The organism is Paraburkholderia guartelaensis (assembly GCF_004353905.1).
Lineage (GTDB): Bacteria > Pseudomonadota > Gammaproteobacteria > Burkholderiales > Burkholderiaceae > Paraburkholderia > Paraburkholderia guartelaensis.
The window spans coordinates 122,728-140,969 of record NZ_SMOD01000013.1 but is presented as its reverse complement, the minus strand read 5'-3'; the positions used below and the strand labels follow the sequence as shown (position 1 = coordinate 140,969).

Annotated in this window: 19 protein-coding genes and 1 tRNA gene; 9 read left to right on the top strand and 11 right to left on the bottom strand. The window is 65.6% G+C overall.

Annotation, left to right across the window (positions count from 1 at the left end):
• Nucleotides 1–18 precede the first annotated feature (18 nt).
• Genes E1N52_RS18785 through ssuD form a run of 3 tightly spaced genes read right to left on the bottom strand, consistent with a single transcriptional unit; the run spans nt 19 to nt 2,932 of the window.
• A complete protein-coding gene (locus E1N52_RS18785; RefSeq protein ID WP_133184251.1) occupies nt 19–900 on the bottom strand; it encodes an ATP-binding cassette domain-containing protein in 882 nt (293 codons plus the stop codon).
• On the bottom strand, nt 897–1,739 hold the full coding sequence (gene ssuC, locus E1N52_RS18780) for an aliphatic sulfonate ABC transporter permease SsuC (protein WP_133184250.1): 843 nt from the start codon (nt 1,737–1,739) through the stop codon (nt 897–899). Before ssuC ends, E1N52_RS18785 begins: the two co-directional genes overlap by 4 nt.
• A gap of 35 nt (nt 1,740–1,774) precedes the next feature.
• Nucleotides 1,775–2,932: an FMNH2-dependent alkanesulfonate monooxygenase gene (gene ssuD / locus E1N52_RS18775; RefSeq protein WP_133184249.1), complete on the bottom strand. Its 1,158-nt coding sequence runs from the start codon at nt 2,930–2,932 to the stop codon at nt 1,775–1,777.
• Nucleotides 2,933–3,345: 413 nt separating this feature from the next.
• Here ssuD and E1N52_RS18770 point away from each other — a divergent pair, with 413 nt between their 5' ends.
• Complete coding sequence (locus E1N52_RS18770; protein WP_069267614.1) at nt 3,346–3,771, top strand: hypothetical protein; 426 nt, start codon at nt 3,346–3,348, stop codon at nt 3,769–3,771.
• A gap of 93 nt (nt 3,772–3,864) precedes the next feature.
• Here E1N52_RS18770 and E1N52_RS18765 read toward each other — a convergent pair whose 3' ends face one another.
• The 5 genes from E1N52_RS18765 to E1N52_RS18745 all read right to left on the bottom strand — a co-directional run bounded on the left by E1N52_RS18765 (nt 3,865) and on the right by E1N52_RS18745 (nt 7,170).
• The gene (locus tag E1N52_RS18765) at nt 3,865–5,022 is read right to left on the bottom strand and encodes an enoyl-CoA hydratase/isomerase family protein (RefSeq protein ID WP_133184248.1); all 1,158 of its coding nucleotides are present in this window, start codon (nt 5,020–5,022) and stop codon (nt 3,865–3,867) included.
• A 72-nt stretch (nt 5,023–5,094) separates the two neighbouring features.
• Nucleotides 5,095–5,814 carry a TetR/AcrR family transcriptional regulator gene (locus tag E1N52_RS18760; RefSeq protein WP_133184247.1) on the bottom strand — a complete coding sequence of 240 codons (720 nt, stop codon included), beginning with the start codon at nt 5,812–5,814 and terminating at the stop codon, nt 5,095–5,097.
• Between the two features lie 77 nt (nt 5,815–5,891).
• Nucleotides 5,892–6,176 carry a DUF1488 family protein gene (locus tag E1N52_RS18755; RefSeq protein WP_069267565.1) on the bottom strand — a complete coding sequence of 95 codons (285 nt, stop codon included), beginning with the start codon at nt 6,174–6,176 and terminating at the stop codon, nt 5,892–5,894.
• A 144-nt stretch (nt 6,177–6,320) separates the two neighbouring features.
• Nucleotides 6,321–6,668: a DMT family transporter gene (locus tag E1N52_RS18750; RefSeq protein WP_133184246.1), complete on the bottom strand. Its 348-nt coding sequence runs from the start codon at nt 6,666–6,668 to the stop codon at nt 6,321–6,323.
• Between the two features lie 4 nt (nt 6,669–6,672).
• Complete coding sequence (locus E1N52_RS18745; protein ID WP_133184245.1) at nt 6,673–7,170, bottom strand: heme-degrading domain-containing protein; 498 nt, start codon at nt 7,168–7,170, stop codon at nt 6,673–6,675.
• Between the two features lie 219 nt (nt 7,171–7,389).
• On the opposite strand from E1N52_RS18745, the gene E1N52_RS18740 reads away from it, so the two are divergent.
• From E1N52_RS18740 to E1N52_RS18710, 7 genes are all read left to right on the top strand, one after another.
• Nucleotides 7,390–7,466 (top strand) — tRNA-Met (locus E1N52_RS18740).
• A 180-nt stretch (nt 7,467–7,646) separates the two neighbouring features.
• Nucleotides 7,647–8,192 (top strand): NUDIX hydrolase, encoded by a 546-nt coding sequence (locus tag E1N52_RS18735; RefSeq protein WP_133184244.1) that lies wholly within the window; start codon nt 7,647–7,649, stop codon nt 8,190–8,192.
• Between the two features lie 26 nt (nt 8,193–8,218).
• Nucleotides 8,219–8,983, top strand: coding sequence for a leucyl/phenylalanyl-tRNA--protein transferase (gene aat / locus E1N52_RS18730; protein ID WP_133184243.1), 765 nt, complete (start codon nt 8,219–8,221; stop codon nt 8,981–8,983).
• A gap of 250 nt (nt 8,984–9,233) precedes the next feature.
• A complete protein-coding gene (locus tag E1N52_RS18725; protein WP_133184242.1) occupies nt 9,234–9,998 on the top strand; it encodes an arginyltransferase in 765 nt (254 codons plus the stop codon).
• A 79-nt stretch (nt 9,999–10,077) separates the two neighbouring features.
• Nucleotides 10,078–11,124 (top strand): quinone-dependent dihydroorotate dehydrogenase, encoded by a 1,047-nt coding sequence (locus E1N52_RS18720; RefSeq protein WP_133184241.1) that lies wholly within the window; start codon nt 10,078–10,080, stop codon nt 11,122–11,124.
• 64 nt (nt 11,125–11,188) lie between these two features.
• Entirely contained in the window at nt 11,189–11,986 is a 798-nt protein-coding gene (locus tag E1N52_RS18715; protein ID WP_133184240.1) for a transporter substrate-binding domain-containing protein, read from the top strand.
• Between the two features lie 122 nt (nt 11,987–12,108).
• Nucleotides 12,109–12,768, top strand: coding sequence for an amino acid ABC transporter permease (locus tag E1N52_RS18710; protein WP_133184239.1), 660 nt, complete (start codon nt 12,109–12,111; stop codon nt 12,766–12,768).
• Between the two features lie 69 nt (nt 12,769–12,837).
• Here the strand turns inward: E1N52_RS18710 and E1N52_RS18705 are convergent, their stop codons facing one another.
• From E1N52_RS18705 to E1N52_RS18695, 3 genes are all read right to left on the bottom strand, one after another.
• Nucleotides 12,838–13,815: a Gfo/Idh/MocA family protein gene (locus E1N52_RS18705; protein WP_133184238.1), complete on the bottom strand. Its 978-nt coding sequence runs from the start codon at nt 13,813–13,815 to the stop codon at nt 12,838–12,840.
• Between the two features lie 178 nt (nt 13,816–13,993).
• Nucleotides 13,994–14,710, bottom strand: a complete 717-nt coding sequence (locus E1N52_RS18700; RefSeq protein WP_133184237.1) for a FadR/GntR family transcriptional regulator — start codon at nt 14,708–14,710, stop codon at nt 13,994–13,996.
• Nucleotides 14,711–15,082: 372 nt separating this feature from the next.
• Nucleotides 15,083–16,642 carry a mannose-1-phosphate guanylyltransferase/mannose-6-phosphate isomerase gene (locus E1N52_RS18695; protein WP_133184236.1) on the bottom strand — a complete coding sequence of 520 codons (1,560 nt, stop codon included), beginning with the start codon at nt 16,640–16,642 and terminating at the stop codon, nt 15,083–15,085.
• A 786-nt stretch (nt 16,643–17,428) separates the two neighbouring features.
• Here E1N52_RS18695 and E1N52_RS18690 point away from each other — a divergent pair.
• Nucleotides 17,429–18,163 carry a Crp/Fnr family transcriptional regulator gene (locus E1N52_RS18690; RefSeq protein WP_133184235.1) on the top strand — a complete coding sequence of 245 codons (735 nt, stop codon included), beginning with the start codon at nt 17,429–17,431 and terminating at the stop codon, nt 18,161–18,163.
• Nucleotides 18,164–18,242 lie beyond the last annotated feature (79 nt).

Genomic DNA, 18,242 nt, shown 5'->3' with positions numbered 1-18,242 from the left:
GGATTCCTGATGGATGATTCAAGCCACTGTGTCCGATGGTTGCCCGACGGCTTGCTGTGGGCCGTGGCCGAGCACACGCTGCAACACGCGCTCCTCGAGCGCGGCGAAGCGTGCGTCGACGCGCGCACGCGGGCGCTCCAGCGGCACGCGCTGATCGAGCGCGATGCGCCCCGCCTCGACGAGCAAAATGCGGTCGCCCAGCGCAACAGCTTCGTGCACGTCGTGCGTCACCAGCAGCGCAGTGAAGCGATGCTCGCGCCACAGGCGTTCGATCAGCGCGTGCATCTCGAGGCGCGTCAGCGCGTCGAGCGCGCCGAGCGGTTCGTCGAGCAGCAACAGGCTCGGACGACGCACGAGTGCACGGGCGAACGCCACGCGCTGGCGCTGGCCGCCCGAGAGGCGCGCGGGCCACTCGTCGGCGCGCGCGATCAGGCCCACCTCGTCGAGCACCGCGCGGGCGTCGTCGCGAGCGCCGCGCCCGAGGCCTAGCATCACGTTCTGCAAGACGGTCTTCCACGGCAAGAGGCGTGCGTCCTGAAACATGATGCGCGTATCGAGCGCCGAGCCGCCTGCGCCGCGCCGCTCCACCGCGCCCTCGTCCGGCGTTTCGAGGCCGGCGATCAGGCGCAGCAGCGTGGACTTGCCGCAACCGCTGCGTCCGACGATCGACACAAAACTGCCGCGCTCGATCGCAAGGTCGAAGCCGCTCAACACGGTGCGCTCGCCGTATCGTTTTCCCACTCCGCGAAGGGCAACGGCAGAGTCCGCGTCATGTGCATGCGTACGCAGTGACACGCCCTCGCGCGCCGCTTGCGCCCTGTCGTTGCGTTCGCGCGCCTGCACGCGCTCCAAGTCATCCCGCCCCACGCCGTAGTTTGGCGCCAGTTGGCTCGCGCTCATGCTTCGTTCTCCTGTTGATAAGCGGGGTGCCAGCGCAGCGCCACGCGCTCGAGCGACTTCGCAAGCCAGTCGGCGAGCTTGCCGAGCGCCGCATACAGCAGGATGCCGACCACCACCACATCGGTTTGCAGGAACTCGCGCGCGTTCATTGTCATGTAGCCGATACCCGACTGCGCGGAGATCGTTTCGGCGACGATCAACGTCACCCACATCAGGCCGAGCGCAAAGCGCACGCCGACGAGAATCGAAGGCAACGCCCCCGGCAATATCACCTCGCGATAGAGCGCGAAACCCTTGAGCCCGTAGCTGCGCGCCATCTCTACGAGATTGGCGTCCACCGCGCGGATGCCGTGGTACGTGTTCACGTACACGGGAAAGAACACGCCCAGCGCCACGAGAAAGACTTTCGCCTCCTCGCCGATGCCGAACCAGAGAATCACGAGCGGAATCATCGCGAGCGCCGGAATATTGCGGACCATCTGCACGGTCGAATCGAGCGCGGTCTCAACGGGCTTGAAAAGCCCGGTAGCCAGCCCGAGCACGAGCCCGATTCCGCCGCCGATCGCGAACCCAGAGAGCGCCCGCCACGTGCTCACACGGACGTCCGCCCACATTTCGCCCGACTCGATCAAAGACCAGGCCGCCCGCACCACGGCGAGCGGCTCGGGCAGCACGCGCGTCGAAAGCGCGCCGCTCTTTGCGGCGATCTCCCAGATCACCAGCACCGCCAGCGGCACGAGCCAGGGCGCGAGTCGCCGCCGGCCCGCACGCACGAATGCCCGCGCGGCGCGCAGCGCGCCGTCTGGGCCGGGTGCGGCCGTAACTATGGATTGTGTCATCGTTGCGTCCTCCACGATTGCCCGTCTCGAGCGTCTCAGCTCTGGCTCACTTTCGGCAGATAGTGATTGCCGACCACTTCGCCGAACGGTCCCGAAAGCGGGCCACCCGCGCCCTTCGCCGTGCGCCCAGGCAGCAGCGGGAACACGAGTTCCGCGAACCGGTAGGATTCCTCGAGATGGGGATAGCCAGACAAAATGAACGTCTCGATGCCAAGCTGCGCATATTCCTTCATGAGCGCGGCCACCTGTTCAGGATTGCCGACGAGCGCCGTGCCCGCGCCGCCGCGCACGAGGCCCACGCCTGCCCACAGGTTCGGATACACCTCGAGATCCTTGCGCGTGCCGCGCTTGCCGCCGTGCAGCGCGGCCATGCGGCGCTGGCCTTCCGAATCCATCTTCGCGAACGCGGCCTGAGCGCGCGCAACTGTCTCGTCGTCGAGGTGGCTGATGAGCTTGTCGGCGGCGGCCCACGCTTCGTCTTCGGTCTCTCGCACGATTACGTGCAGGCGAATGCCGAAGCGGATCGTGCGTCCGTGTTCGGCGGCGCGCGCGCGAATGTCGGCGATCTTGCGCGCGACGGCTTCGGGCGGTTCGCCCCACGTCAGATACGTGTCGATGTGCGCGCCTGCCATGGCGTGCGCGGCCGGCGACGAGCCGCCGAACCACAACGGCGGATGCGGACGTTGCGCCGGCGGATACAGAACCTTGCCGCCTACCGAGCGCAGATGGCGCCCCTCGAAGTCGATCGCCTCGTTCGTGTGCGCTGCCGCGAGCAGCTTGCGCCAGATGTGCAGGAACTCGTTGGTGATTTCGTAGCGCGTGTCGTGATCGACGAAGAGGCCATCGCCTTCCAGCTCGGCCGTATCGCCGCCCGTCACGACGTTGATGAGCAGGCGGCCATTGGAGAGCCGGTCGAACGTGGCGGCCATGCGTGCGGAAAGCGCTGGCGACGAGAGACCCGGGCGGATCGCCACGAGAAACTTCAGGCGCCGTGTCGCGGCGATGAGGCTCGACGCCACGACCCACGCGTCCTCGCACGAACGCCCAGTAGGCAGCAGAACGCCTTCATAGCCGAGCGTATCGGCAGCAACGGCGATCTGCTGGAAATACGCGAGATCGGCCGCGCGCGCGCCCTGGGTCGTGCCCAGATAGCGGCTGTCGCCGTGGGTCGGGATAAACCAGAACACATTCATGCATGGCTCCTGCTTTGCATTTCGAAACACGAATCGGAAGACTGCCCGTCAGCGAGCGGGCAAAGGCACGCCGCGCAAACGAACGCGCCGCTCGTGGCTCAATTGAAAGGATTCGACAGCAGACGGAATGCGCCGGCGCGTTCCCCGTGCGCCTCGCGGGAGCGCCCGGGGACGGCGGCGCCGTCTTCATGGGGAACCAGTCTAGGGACGGCTCGCACCCTTTAGAACGATTTTTTTGAGCTTAGGTTTTCCACTTTCGTGCTTTGCCCGACGCTTTAGCATACGGTCCGCCTCGCGCGCACCGTGCGCCGATATAATGGCGCACGCACCCACAAAAACACCGGCACGCCGCGCACACCACGCTCCATAAGGCTCATTGCGCGGCGAGGCCAAGCAAGCTCTCGCAAGATTCCATGCAAAAACTGATTCTGCCGTTCGTATCCGGCTTTCTGGCGTCGCTCTTCTTTCGCGAGGCGACGCTCGCGCTCCTGCATGCCGCGCAGGTCATCGACGCGGCCGGATTTTCGACGAACCCGTTCCAGCCGCTCGGGCTGCCCGAGTTCCTCGTGAATGCGATCTGGAGCGCCATCTGGGCGGTGCTGATGGCGTGGCTGCTGCGCGTGTCGCCTTCGCGGCCCGCGCCGTGGGTTCAGGCCTTCGTGTTCGGCGGCATCGTGCTCACCGCGGCGATGGTGTTCGTCGTCGATCCGCTGCGCGGCATCTGGCCGACCGGCAACATGCTGCCGCGTCTTGCTACGGGCTTCGCCTCGAATGCGATGTGGGGCTGGGGCGCGCTGGTTTTCATGCGCGCGTTCATGAGCGAAACTGCCGAAGACTGACCCCGCCTGCGGGCCGTGCGCAACGCGCGGCCCGAGTTTTCCCGCCGCGCTTTTCCCTCACGCCTCCCCCACCCTTCCCTCGCCCTCGCAAGCTCAACCGATGAGTTCGCGCAGCGGGTGCTCCATCAAGCTCCAGGGACTCTCGAACATCCGCTCGACGTCTTCGCGGCGCACGTCTTCGATATTCGCGAAGCGCCAATGCGGATGATTGTCCTTGTCGATGATGCGCGCGCGTATGCCCTCCATCACGTCGCCAATCGTGAAGCTCGAGCGCGTGAGGTCGAGGTCGCGGCGCAGGCAATCGGCCATCGTGCCTTCCGCGCGCGACACTACCTCGAGCGAGACCGCCATGGAAAGCGGCGAACGCTCGCGCAGAACGTCCACCATCTGGCCGGCCCATTGTGTCTGGTCGCCTGCTCCCGCATGGCGCGCGGCTTCGAGCGAGGCCAGCATGGCCGGCACATCGGCGAGCGAGAAATGCCGGTCGATCCAGCCGCGAACCGTGGCCAGCAACGAACCTTCTGCGAGGCGCTGCAGTTCAGGCGCTGGCAGCGCCGCCTGGCGGATGCGCGCAACCACTTCCGCGCCGCTCGCAAACGGCTCGCTCTCCAGCGCATCGAGCAGCGCCGGCCACGCGGACTCGTCGAGCGACGCATCGGCCAGGCCCGCATAGACCGCGCTGGCTTGATCGAGCGTCTCGCCTGTCACGGCGAGATAGCGGCCGATCGCGCCAGGCGTGCGCGCAAGGAACCAGCCCATGCCAACATCGGGAAAGAGGCCGATACGCGTCTCCGGCATCGCCATGCGCGTGGTCGGACCCACGAGCCGCAGCCCGCCCGTGCGATGCGCGCCCTGCGAGATGCCCATGCCACCGCCCATGACCACGCCGTTGAGCATCGCGATGTACGGCTTCGGAAAGGTGAAGATGGCGTGGTTGAGGCGATATTCGTCGGCGAAGAACGTGTCGAGCGCCGCCTGGTCGCCCGCGCGATACGACTCATACAGAAAGCGAACGTCGCCGCCGGCGCAGAACGCTCGCGCGTGGCGCGTACGCACGATCACGGCGAGCACGCCCGGGTCGTCGCGCCAGCGATCGAGCGCTGCGTGCATCGTGCGGACCATGGCGGTGGTGAGCGCATTGAGCGCCTGCGGACGCTCGAGTTCGATATAGCCGATGCGGTTCGCGACGCGCGTAAGCACATGGGAATCGGTATCGGATGCGGTCGGGCTTGCGTTGGCTTCGTGTGGCATGGCGATTGGCAAGGCAGAACGATGAGCGGCGCCTGAACAGGACGAGGCGCGATCACAGACTTACTGAGGCTATCACGACGCCACACCTGGCGCTTGCGCGCCCGGCAACGCAGCCGCAGCGGCGCGCGCACCGAACCAGGCATCGAGCGTGGCGTCGATCAATGGACCAGGCGCCGCGTGCTGAAAGCCGGCGCGAGAGAGCGTGAGCATCACCACGCCGTGCAGCGTTGCCCAAAGCGATTGCGCAAGCATCGCGCCGTCGATGCGCGCCCCGCTCGCCGGCGTCAGCGCGGAGAGCGCGGCGGCAAAGAACTGCGCGCCGCCGGCTTGCGCGGCTCCCGCGTCACTCGCTTCAGCTGCATCGGCTGAATCAGGCACGTCGCGCTGACGGCGAGCGGCCGGCCCCACGTGCTCCGAGCGCGCCTTGTGCGCCATGAAGATGAGTTCGTAAGTCTGCGGATGGTCGCAGCCGTACGCCACATATGCGTGCGCAAGCGCATGTAGCCGCTCGCGCGCATCGGCGATCAGTGCGAGCGGTTCAAGCTCCGCGAGCAGTTGCGCGTAACCTTCGCGGCCGAGCGCTTCGGCAATCTCGTCGCGGCCGGCGAAATACAGATAGAGGGACGCAGGCGAATAGCCGATCGCGTCGGCGATCTTGCGCATGGAGAGCGCGGCGAGGCCTTCGCGCATGACGATGCGGCGCGCAGCGTCGAGGATGCGCTCACGCTGGCCATGCGCGCGCGCTGCGTGCCTTGTGTGGAGTTCGCGGTCTTTGCGTTCGACGATGCTCATGGCGACGCTAGACGGTTGCAGCAACCGGGTATTCCAGTGACGCCCGAACGGGCGTATCTCGTACTACGAGTCCAAGCCTACGAGTCCAGACGTCCGGGCGGAAAATGACCGCTCTTGAGCAACACCGGCGTGCCGTTGCTGAGTTCGAGATGGGCGCGCGCCACAGCCTCGATGCGCGAACGGCCGGCGTCGAACGCCTGCATCCACGCGTCGCGGTTCGCCGGCAGCGCGCCGAAATGGTCCTCGAGCGCCTCGACGGAAATCGCGCAGGGTACGCGTGTGCCGTCGACGAGTGCGGGAAAGACCACGGTCAGATTCGCGTCGCGATAGAGCGGCGCGTCGGCGGGAAAACGAATGATCATGTCCAGCCCCAATGGGGAAAATCAGCAGAAAGCACTGCCGCCGCGGGACGACGCGGCGCACGGCGGTAACCGGCCATGTTACGCGCGAGACGCAACGTCTGGCGCGAATGTGGCCAATGCGGTGGCCGGTTCAGCCGCCGTCTTTCAATGCGCCTGCATCTTCGAGAACAGATTCAGCACGACCACGCCGGCCACGATGAGGCCGAGCCCGAGCACGGCCGGAAGATCGGGCACTTGCCGATAGAGCGCCATCGCCACGAGCGTGATGAGCACGATGCCCACGCCCGACCACACCGCATAGACGATACCCACCGGCAAACTGCGCAACGTGAGCGAGAGCCCGTAGAACGCGATGCCATACCCCATCACGACGATCGCCGAAGGCACGAGCCGCGTGAAGCCATCCGACGCGCGCAGCGCCGAAGTGGCGATGACTTCCGCGACGATCGCGATGACGAGCCAGGTCCAGGCTGAGAATGGAGGAATGCGCATCGTGTCAGACCTTCGCGAGCGCGAGCTGCGCGTAGTCGACACCGAGTTGCGCGCAAAGCGCTTCGACCACCACTTCGTGATCGGCGCGCTGCGGCAGGCCCGAGACCGTGATCGAGCCGATCACGCCCGCCCCCGCCACCGTGAGCGGGAACGAGCCGCCATGCGGTGCGAAATCGGCGATCGGCAGGCCGTGCTTTTCGGCGAGCGTCGAGCCGGTTTGCTGCATGCGCAGGCCGATCGCATAGGAACTGCGTCGAAAGTGCTCGACCACGCGCGACTTGCGGCGAACCCAGTCGGCGTTGTCGGGCGTCGCGCCGTCGAGCGCGCAAAAGAAGAGTTGCTGGCCGAAGGTACGCACATCGATGGCGACGGGCAGCGCGCGAGCGCGCGCGAGTTCATGCAGATGCGAGCCGAGCTGCCAGGCGCGATCGGCGTCGAAACGGGGAAACACCAGCGCGTGCTCCTGGGCGGCTATCGATTGCAGATCGAGGGGAATGTCCATGGAAGAGGCAAGTGAAGCGCAGTGCGCTGTAGAAGGCAAAGGCGCAGCATGAACGTTGCGAAGAGCATGCACTGCGCCGACCGAGCCCTGATTCTATCCTGACGATTCAGGAAGCCATTCACGCGCGCCCTGCAAACTTTTTGCAACCGCGTGGAAAGGCGCTCGTCATTTGTTGTTGCAACGCGGCGCAAACTGTCATATAATCTTTTCTTCGACGGACGCGGGGTGGAGCAGTCTGGCAGCTCGTCGGGCTCATAACCCGAAGGTCGTAGGTTCAAATCCTACCCCCGCAACCAGCAGAATTCGAAAGGGTTACAGGTCATTGGCCTGTAACCCTTTTTCCGTTTACGGTCTTCATGCAATGCAGACCTTCAAGGCGCGGCGTCCTTGCCGACTTCTTCGCTCGCACATGAGGGCACGTGAGCGATGGCGCTGAGCGGTGATAAACTCGCATCACCCATCCCCCTATCGTGCCCATGAAATTCTGCTCGACTTGCGGTCAGGCGGTCAGCCTGCTCATTCCGCCCGGCGACAATCGCGAACGCTACGTCTGCTCACACTGCGGCACCATCCACTATCAGAATCCGCGCAACGTGGTCGGCACGGTTCCGGTCTGGGAAGACAAGGTGCTGCTGTGCCGCCGCGCGATCGAGCCGCGCTACGGCTACTGGACGCTGCCCGCAGGCTTCATGGAGATGGGCGAGACGACCGCCGAAGCTGCGGCACGCGAGACGCTCGAGGAAGCCGGCGCGCGCGTCGAGGTGCAGAACCTCTTTTCGCTCCTGAACGTGCCGCGCGTGCACCAGGTGCATCTGTTCTATCTCGCACGCCTGCTCGACATCGATATCGCCGCCGGTGAGGAAAGCCTCGAAGTGCGGCTTTTCGAAGAGCACGAGATTCCCTGGGACGACATTGCGTTCCCAACGGTCGGGCAGACCCTGCGCTGTTTCTTCGCCGATCGCGAGTCGGGCAGCTTCGGGCTGCATACCGGCGACGTCCTGCGCTCGCTGCGCGACGGCTGATCGTTCTTCTGACTGCGCACGCGACGATGGTCCCCTGGCTTTCGCCCGACGAACCGTTTCCCGCCGTCGAGCGCGCACTTGGCGCGTCGAGCGGCGCGCCAGGCCTGCTCGCCGCCAGCGCGGATCTGCTCCCCTCACGCCTGATCGACGCCTACCGGCGCGGCATTTTCCCGTGGTACTCCGACGGCCAGCCGGTGCTCTGGTGGAGCCCCGATCCGCGCATGATCCTGCGCCCCGACGAATTCAAGGTCTCGCCCTCGTTCAGGAAAACACTCAAGCGCGTGCTGCGTGAAGACGCGTGGGAAATTCGCGTCGACAACAATTTCGCCGCCGTGATGCGCGCGTGTGCGAACGCGCCACGGCGCGGCCAGCGCGGCACCTGGATCACCGCCGACGTGATCGACGCCTATTCCACGCTGCACCGCGTGGGCGACGCGCACAGCATCGAGGCCTGGTTCGGCGGCGAGCGTGTGGGCGGACTCTACGGCGTGGCGCTCGGCACGATGTTCTTCGGCGAGTCGATGTTCGCCTCTGTCACCGACGCCTCGAAGATCGCGCTCGCGGCGCTCGTCGCGCATCTGCGCCGCCATGGCGTCGAGTTGATCGATTGCCAGCAGAACACCGCGCATCTCGCCTCGCTCGGCGGGCGCGAAATCTCGCGCAAGGCGTTCATCGCCCACGTGCGCACGCACGTGAACGCCGCGCCCATTCCCTGGAAGTTCGACAAAGCCGTGCTCGCCGATCTGCTCGGCGGCAGGGGCGCGCCCGACGAGTTCTTGCCCGCAGCGTGAATTGCCGGTGAGCGCTAAATGAGTGGCATATGAGCGACGCACGATTCCTGCGCGCGCACTTGCTACAGCCCGCTCAATTCGATGGATACATGTTCGGCGTCAATGTTAGACTGACTGAAGAACTGTCGCCGCCCGGCCTTGCCTGGCACGCCACGTGCGGTGTGCCGTGTGGTCTGGCAAGGCTTGTGCGCGAGGCTGGGTGCGCCGCGCGCGCCACGCGACGATCCGAACTGCTACGAGAGCTGCCAACGTGACGCATCCAAACGAGCTGCCGCTTTCACCGCTTTCCGCGCTGCAATTCTATGCAACGGCGCCCTACCCCTGCAGTTACCTGGAGGGGCGCATCGCGCGCTCGCAGGTGGCGACGCCCAGTCATCTCATCAATTCCGACGTCTATACCGATCTCGTGAAGGCCGGCTTCCGGCGCTCGGGCGTGTTCACCTATCGTCCCTACTGCGACGGTTGCCGCGCGTGCGTGCCGGTGCGCGTGCCGGTCGAGCGCTTCTCGCCGAGCCGCACGCAGCGCCGCGCATGGAAACGGCACGGCGCGCTCGTCGCCACGGTCGCGCCGCTGCACTACGACGAGGCGCACTACGCGCTCTACATGCGCTATCAGTCCGCGCGCCACGCGGGCGGCGGCATGGACCGCGACAGCCGCGACCAGTACGAGCAGTTCCTGCTGCAAAGCCGGATCAACTCACGGCTGGTCGAATTCCGCGAGCCGGACCCCGCGCATCCGGACGAGCCCGGCGCGTTGCGCATGGTGAGCATGATCGACATCCTCGGCGACGGGCTCTCGTCGGTCTACACGTTCTTCGACCCGGACACGCTCCACACGAGCTACGGCACCTACAACATCCTCTGGCAGATCGAGCAGGCCCGCAGCCTTCAGCTGCCTTACGTCTATCTCGGCTACTGGATCCGCGAGAGCCCGAAAATGGCCTACAAGGCGCGCTTTCAGCCGCTCGAAGGTCTATTCGACGGCGCGTGGACCGCACTCACGGCCGAAGCCTGAGCCCCCGGCGCATCGCCCAGGGTCCGCGTTACCGCTAAAATAGCGGGTTCCCATTTTCTGGCGCCCGCGCCTTCTTCCCGTGTTCAGCACCCTTTATCCGTTCGTCCGCGACCAGCTCTTTCGCATGGACGCCGAAGACGCCCATCACCTCTCGCTGCGCATGATCGGCGCCGCCGGCCGCACCGGCATGGCGGGCCTGCTCGCCCCCCGCGTGCCCGATTCGCCGCGCACCGTCATGGGCCTCACCTTCCGCAACCCGGTGGGGCTCGCCGCGGGCCTCGACAAGGAAGGTGCCGCGATCGACGGTTTCGCCGCGCTCGGCTTCGGCTTCATCGAGGTGGGCACCGTGACGCCGCGCCCGCAGCCAGGCAATCCGCGCCCGCGCATTTTCCGGCTGCCGCAGGCAGGGGGCATCATCAACCGCATGGGGTTCAACAACCACGGCGTCGAGCAGTTCGTGAAGAACGTGCAGGCCGCGCGCTATCGCGGCATTCTCGGCCTGAATATCGGCAAGAACGCCGACACGCCGATCGAGCGCGCCGCCGACGACTATCTCTTCTGCCTCGAGCGCGTCTATCCGTTCGCGAGCTACGTGACGATCAATATCTCGTCGCCGAACACGAAGAACCTGCGACAGCTGCAGGGCGGCGGCGAACTCGACGCCCTCCTCGCCGCGCTCAAGGACAAGCAGCAGCGTCTGGCCGACATGCACGGCAAGCTCGTGCCGCTCGCGCTCAAGATCGCACCCGATCTCGACGACGAGCAGATCAAGGAGATCGCCGACACACTCCTGCGCCACAAGATCGAAGGCGTGATCGCGACCAACACGACGCTCTCGCGCGCGGCGGTGGAAGGCATGCCAAATGCGAACGAAACAGGCGGCCTCTCGGGACGCCCGGTGTTCGACGCCTCGAACAACGTGATCCGCAAGCTGCGCGCCGAGCTGGGCGGCGACGTGCCCATCATCGGCGTGGGCGGCATTTTTTCGGGCGACGACGCGCGCGCGAAAATCGCGGCCGGCGCCTCGCTCGTGCAGGTCTATACGGGGTTCATCTACCGGGGCCCCGCACTCGTCGCCGAATGTGCGCGGGCGCTGGCCGCGCGTAAAGCTATAGTGGCAGGCTAGTCATGGCGCATCGGAGGCGCTACGCACTAGCACCAGAATCGCAGCAGCAGAACAAGAGGAAAACATGAAAGCCGGTTTGCTGAAAAAACTCCTTGCACTCGCAATCGTTGGCGCATCGTTCGTCGCAGCCAGCGCCCACGCCGATGACCTGCTCGACCAGGCCAAGGCGCGCGGCACGCTGCGCATCGGTCTCGAAGGCACGTTCCCCCCGTTCAACTCGAAGGCGCCCAACGGCGAGCTGGTCGGCTATGACGTCGACATCGCCAAGGCCGTCGCCGCGAAAATGGGCCTCAAGCCCGAATTCGTCACGACCGAATGGAGCGGCATCATCGCGGGCCTGCAGGCAGGCAAGTTCGACGTGATCGTGAACCAGGTCGGCGTGACCGACCAGCGCAAGGCCGTGCTCGACTTCTCGCCGGCGTACACGTACTCGGCCGCACAGCTCATCCAGCGCAAGGACGACACGCGCGAGTTCAAGGCGCTCGAAGACCTCAAGGGCAAGAAGCTCGGCGTTGGCCTCGGCACCAATTACATGGACATGGCCAAGTCGGTGCCGGGCATCGACGTGAAGACCTATCCGGGCGCCCCCGAATATCTGCGTGACCTCGCAGCGGGCCGACTCGACGCGGCACTGAACGATCGCCTGATGCTCGCCTACCTGCTGAAGAACTCGCAGCTGCCGCTGCGCACGGGCGCGATCGTCGGCAACGGCAACCCGTCGGCCATCCCGTTCAAGAAGGGCAATCCGAAGTTCGCCAAGGCGATCGACGATGCGATGACGCAGCTCGAAGCCGACGGCACCTTCACGAAGATCTCGGACAAGTGGTTCGGCATCGACGTGACCAAGCCGATCTCGCAATGATTCGGCAATGATCCTGAGCGCCGCACAGTCCGGCTGACGCGAAGGGCGGTATCCCACGATGCCGCCCTTCGCGCATGTGCGTCCATTGCAAAACGCGCCACTTCCATTCGTTACCTACGCCCATGCCCATCTATACGCTCATCATCCAGTCGCTGCCGGTGCTCGCACAGGGCGCGGTGCTGACGGTCAAGTTCGCCGTGCTTTCGATGATTTTCGGGCTCATCGGGGGTGCCGTGCTCGCGCTCATGGGCATCAGCTCGAACCGCGCGCTCGTGTTCATCGCGCGTGTGTATGTGAGCCTGATGCGCGGCACGCCGCTGCTCGTGCAGATCTTCGTCATTTACTACGGATTGCCGAGCATCGGCATCTCGCTCGACCCGACGCCCGCGGGCGTGATCGCGCTTTCGGCGAACGTGGCGGCGTATCTCTCGGAAAGCATGCGTGGCGCGATTCTCGGCATTCATAGCGGACAGTGGCTCGCGGCCTATAGCCTCGGCCTCTCGCGAACGCAGACGCTGCGCTACGTGATTGCGCCGCAGGCGTTGCGCATCGCCGTGCCGAGTCTCTCGAACAGCCTCATCAGCCTCATCAAGGACACGTCGCTCGTTTCGGTCATTACCGTGACGGAGCTGCTGCGCAGCGCACAGGAAATCATCGCTTCGACGTATCAGCCGCTGCCGCTCTATCTCGCGGCCGCTGCCGTGTACTGGGTGCTTTGCCAGGTGCTCGAATGGGTGCAGCACTGGTACGAAAGGCGCCTCGCGCTGCCTGCGCGCCACTGATAGCACAAGCGTTTTCATACACGGCCCGCATATGCGGGCCGTGTCGCTTTCGAGCCGCTTATTAGCTTGTCACTCGCAGGGAAAACGCAGTCCGAGCGCCGCGCGCGCGGCGTCGGCCATGGCGAGCATGCGGCGCGAGGTGTCGTGCGTCATCACCGGGCTTTCGAGCGCGCCCGCGCGCAGCAGCTCGCAGAAGTGCGCGGTCTCGTAGTTGAGACCGCCGCCCTCGAACGGCTCATCGAGTTCGACGACGCGGCCGTCCACATAGCGCACCGTCGCGCGCACCGGATTCCACCAGTTCGCGTGGATCGTCACGTTGCCAAGCGGCCCCGCCAGCAGCGCGTCGCCATAACCGTGCAGATCGAGTCCGCAGAATAACTGCGCAATGCCGCGCTCATGCTGGCAATTGAGACTCGCGAAGGTGTCCACGCCAGTCGAGCCGAGCCGCCCAACGGTCTGCACCTCGCGTGGCGCGCCTAGCCAGTCGACGGCAAGAAACATTTCGTACACGCCGATGTCGAGCAGCGCGCCGCCCGCTTGCTCGAACGAAAGCGAGGGATGGTCGGCAGGCACACTTGCCACCGAACAGCCCGCGCGCACGAGCCCGACCGGCCCGATGGGATCGGCATCTAGTTGCGTGCGCAACTTTCTATAGAGGGGATAAAACGGCGGCTTCATCGCCTCCATGAAGAGGCGCTGCGCACGGCGCGCTGCGTCGAGCACGCGTTCGAGCTGCGCGCCGTTGACGGTGGCGGGCTTTTCGCACAGCACGGGCAGGCCGGCGTCGAGCGCGGCAATGGCGTACTGGGCGTGACTGTCCTGCATCGTGGCGATATACACGGCGTCGATGCCGCTCGCGAAGAGCGCAGCCACGCTATCGCACGCTTTCGCGCCGCAAGTGGCGGCAAGCGCCTGCGCAGTGGCTGCGCGACGCGACCAGACCGCTTCGACGCGTGCATGCGGCACGTGCGCGACGCCCTGCGCGAAGCGGTGCGCAATGCGGCCCGCGCCGACGATGCCCCAACGTATCGTTTGTGTTTCGCTCATGTGCTGCGTGCTCCGGCTGTGAGGTCGAGGGCCGCCGCACAACGTACGTCATGTACGTCACGCGCGGCGCACCCAAAGACACGCACGATACCGGCACGCGCAGCGCGCCGCAATGCGCTCGCCTCAATCCGCGCGCAGCGAGCGGACTGACGCGAGCGAAGCGACGTTGCGAACGGTCTTAGCGCTGCTCCAACTCGGGCGCGAGCGCGCGAGTGAGTTCGTCGGCGGTGTATTCGATCATCGCGAGCGCGGCCGCTTCGGCTTCTTTCGGCGCGCGCCGCTCGATCGCTTCGACGATGCGCCCATGGGCCGCCACGACGTTGCTCCAGCCGCCGTCACGCGTGCTGAGAATCGGATTTACGAGCGATAGCGCGCCGCGAATGATCGCCGCCATCTGCTGGTAAAACTGATTCCCGCTTGCCGCAAGGATGCGCGTGTGCAGAAGCGCGTCGGCGGTCTGGAAATTCGGATCGTCGGTGCTCGTGTCGCGCAGCACTTCGAACGCCTCGCGAATGCCGGTGATGTCCGCAGCGCTCGCACGCGTGGCCGCCAGCGCGCATGCCGCCGGTTCGATCAGACCGCGAAATTCGATCACGTCGCGCAAGAACGTCTTGTCCGGTTTCGAACGGAAACGCCAGTTCACGACGTCCTCGTCGATCATGCGCCAGTCGCGCATGGGCCGGATGCGCGTGCCGATTTTCGGTCGCACGTCGAGCATGTGACGCGCGAGCAGCATGGAGAGCGCCTCGCGCATCACCGTGCGGCTCACGTCGAACTCCTTTGAGAGGATGTCCTGCGGTGGCAGCACAGCGCCATACCGCTCCTCGACGATGCCTGAAATCAGCCCGTCCATCACCTTGCTGACGAGCGAACGTTCCTTGTTCCCCAGTTCCATGACCCTACCCCCCCGATGTGGGCGTTATCGCCCATGTTTGCCGGATACTGCGCGGGCCCTCGTGCGTCGTCGAACTTAGGTGTTACGTTGCCATGCGCTTCGCATATTTCGCCAGCCAGGATATCTCCTGACATGATCCTTGCGCGCAAGCATCTTGTTCGTATTTACGCGTGTTACGTCGGCCCTGGCGCTGCTGTTTTTGTAAGGCGATCGTATGAATCGCCCACTTACTTCAATCGACACGCTTTCAACTGGCTTCACATCAATCGGCAGTCCCTGGCTGTGCATATGCAGAGACGCCGGCGTGCATGTTTCTTCTGCGCACGCTTTTCGCGCGCGGCCCAACGTGTTGCCTTTCGACGCTGCGTCTGGTCACCGCTGTATCCGGCCGTATTCATCGTCGAAGCGCACGATGTCGTCTTCGCCCAGATAACCGCCCGACTGCACCTCGATAATCTCGAGCGGCGTCTTGCCCGGATTCTCCAGCCGGTGCTTCACGCCCAGCGGAATGTAGGTCGATTCGTTTTCCGAAAGCAGGAAAACCTCCTCGCCGCGCGTGACCCGCGCCGTGCCGCGCACCACGGTCCAGTGCTCCGCGCGGTGATGATGCATCTGCAGGGACAGCCGCCCGCCCGGCTTCACGACGATCCGCTTGACCTGGAAGCGTTCGCCCTGATCGAGCGAGTCGTAGCAGCCCCACGGCCGCTCCACGCGCCGGTGATGCTGCGCGACCGCGCTGCGCTCTTGCCTGAGCTTGCCGACGATCGCCTTCACGTCCTGCACGCGATCCCTCGCCGCGACGAGCACTGCGTCGGCCGTTTCGACGACCACCACGCCGTGCACGCCCACGCAGGCCACTAGCCGTCCGTCCGAATGCGCGAACGTGTCGGTGACGTCTTCGAACATCACGCGCCCGCGGGCGACGTTGCCGCTTTCGTCCTTGTTCGATACCTGCCACACCGCATCCCACGCGCCCACGTCGGACCAGCCGGCCACGAGCGGCACGACCACGCCCGCGAGCCGCGCGTCGGCGCCGAGCGACTCCATCACCGCGTAGTCGATGGAATCGGACGGGCACGCAGCGAGCGCCGCGGCATCGAGATGCACGGTGCCGTCGGCGTCGATTGCGGCTGCCTCGAACGCCGCCGCGCATTGAGCGGCGATCGCCGGCCGGCAGTGCGCGATCGCGGCGAGCCAGACCGATGCGCGCACCACGAAAATGCCGCTATTCCAGAGGTAATCGCCGGATGCCACGTAACTCGCCGCGAGTTCGGCGCCGGGTTTTTCCACGAAACGCTCGATCACGCGCGCGCCGCTCGCGCCAAGCGCGGCCCCCGCGCCGATGTACCCGTAGCCGGTCTCCGCGCGCTGCGGCGGCACGCCCAGCGTGACGATCGCGCCGCGCGCCGCGTACCCCACCGCTTCTTCGAGCGCGGCGGCAAATGCCGCGCGATCCGCGATCAGGTGGTCCGCCGGCATGGCGATGAGCACGGGGTCGCTGTCGCATACGGCATCCGCGCCGTCGCGAGCGAGCGCCGCCTCGTGCCCGGCGCGCGCCGCCAGCGCCGCCACCGTCAGCGCGGGCGCCGTATTGCGCGCGACCGGCTCCAGCACAACGCGAGCAGGCGTGCCGCTGCGGCCGAGCCGGTCGGCGGTCATGAGCCGCAGTTCCTCGCTGCTCACGACGACGGGCGCGGCCTTGTGGATCGCCGCGCCCGCCTGGGCATACACCCCGTCGAGCCGCCGCACCGTAGCTTCGAGCAGCGACTCGCCGTCGAGCAGGTCGATCAGCTGTTTCGGGCAGTGCTCGCGCGAGAGCGGCCAAAGGCGCGTGCCCGAGCCCCCGGCCAGCACCACGGGCTGAACGGTGAGCGCGACATCGGGTTCATTGGCTGCCGCGATCAAGCCGGCAGGCGTCACGAGCTGATTCATGCAGTGAGCTCCCCGTTGAAATGCATCGGGTCACGTCGACGAACGCCGCGCCTGCCTGCCGGCGGGCTCGCCCGAAGCGTCACGTGCCTCCCGGACCTCTCAAGCCTCAAAGAGCTTTGAGACTTTTTACGGACCTCATTGGAGCAAACCTCGCCATGCCCATCTGTACGCATACCCACACTGACCGCATGCGCGCTGGCGAGCGCGCGGCAAAGCCGTTCACGCACGATGTTTCGGCGCCGAACGTTTTTGCGCCGGCTACGTATGCGTTGCAACAGAACTGAATCAAAAGCGCTTGTTTTTTGGCTCGCCGCCCGAATCGCCCCGAGTGCATGTTTCAACCAGGAGGCATTTCTGAATCCCCCCGTCACCAGAGCAAATAATTCCAACAAATCAGTGACTTGCGGTCTTCAAAAGGAGGATGCGCAGCGCGGGAGCCTGCAAAGTCGCCGTACAAAACTGAAACAAAAACGCGGTGTTTTGCCGCGCTGCCGCACGAGCGACTCGCGCTCAGCCGCTTGAATGCGTGCTTTCGCACTGACTGGCACACACCCTGCTAAAGAGAGATCGCCACACGAGTGCAGACGCGGACGAACGATGCCGCGCACACAAGCGCTGGCGAGTGGGACCAGACAGGAACATGTAGCGACAAGCAGGAACAAGCGGGACTATGGGGCCGGCACGACGAACACAAGAGCCGCACGGGAAACGGCGAACAACAACGAGTTCGGCGAACGGAATCAAAAAACAGGAGGCGGCTCGCGCCGCTTCGCACGAGGACCAGTCATGTTAACCCTTCAATCCGATCTTCACGGCAACCATTTGCTGGGCGCCCTTCCGTCGCATGAATGGCAGGCTCTCGCCCCGCATCTCGAACTCGTTCATCTGCGCACCGAACAGTTGATCTGCGATTCCGGCCAGCGCATTCATCATGTGTACTTTCCGACCACTGCGATCGTCTCGCTGCTCTCGACGATGGAAGACGGCAGCTCGGTCGAAATCGCGGCGGTCGGCCGCGAAGGCATGACGGGCGTGCCCGTGCTCACGGGCGGTGAAACGATGCCCAACCGCGTGCAGGTGCAATGCGCCGGCTTCGCCTATCGCATGAGCGCGCAAGCCCTCAAGCAGCAATTCGCGCGTTCGGACTTCCTGCGCCGCCTCATGCTGCTCTATATGCACGCGCTGCTCACGCAGGTCGCACAGACCGCTGCGTGCAATCGTCACCACTCGCTCAGCAAGCAGCTGTGCCGCTGGCTTCTGATCGAAGTGGACCGCGTGGCCTCCAACGATCTCAGCGTCACGCAGCAGCTGATCGCCGACATGCTCGGCGTGCGCCGCGAAGGCATTACCGAAGCCGCCGGCAAGCTGCACGACGAAGGCCTGATCCATCACAGCCGCGGCCATATCCGCGTGCTCGATCGCGAGGGCCTCGAAGCCCGCGCCTGCGAGTGCTACGGACTCGTGCGCCGCGAATTCGACCGGCTGCTGCCGCGCCTGCACCAGGCGGAAACGGTCGAGTGAGCGCGTAATCGCGCGCGTTTTCGTTGCGCGCCGCGAGTTCATCCGCATCTCGTCCTTCTGACAAAGCGTGCCCGTAGCG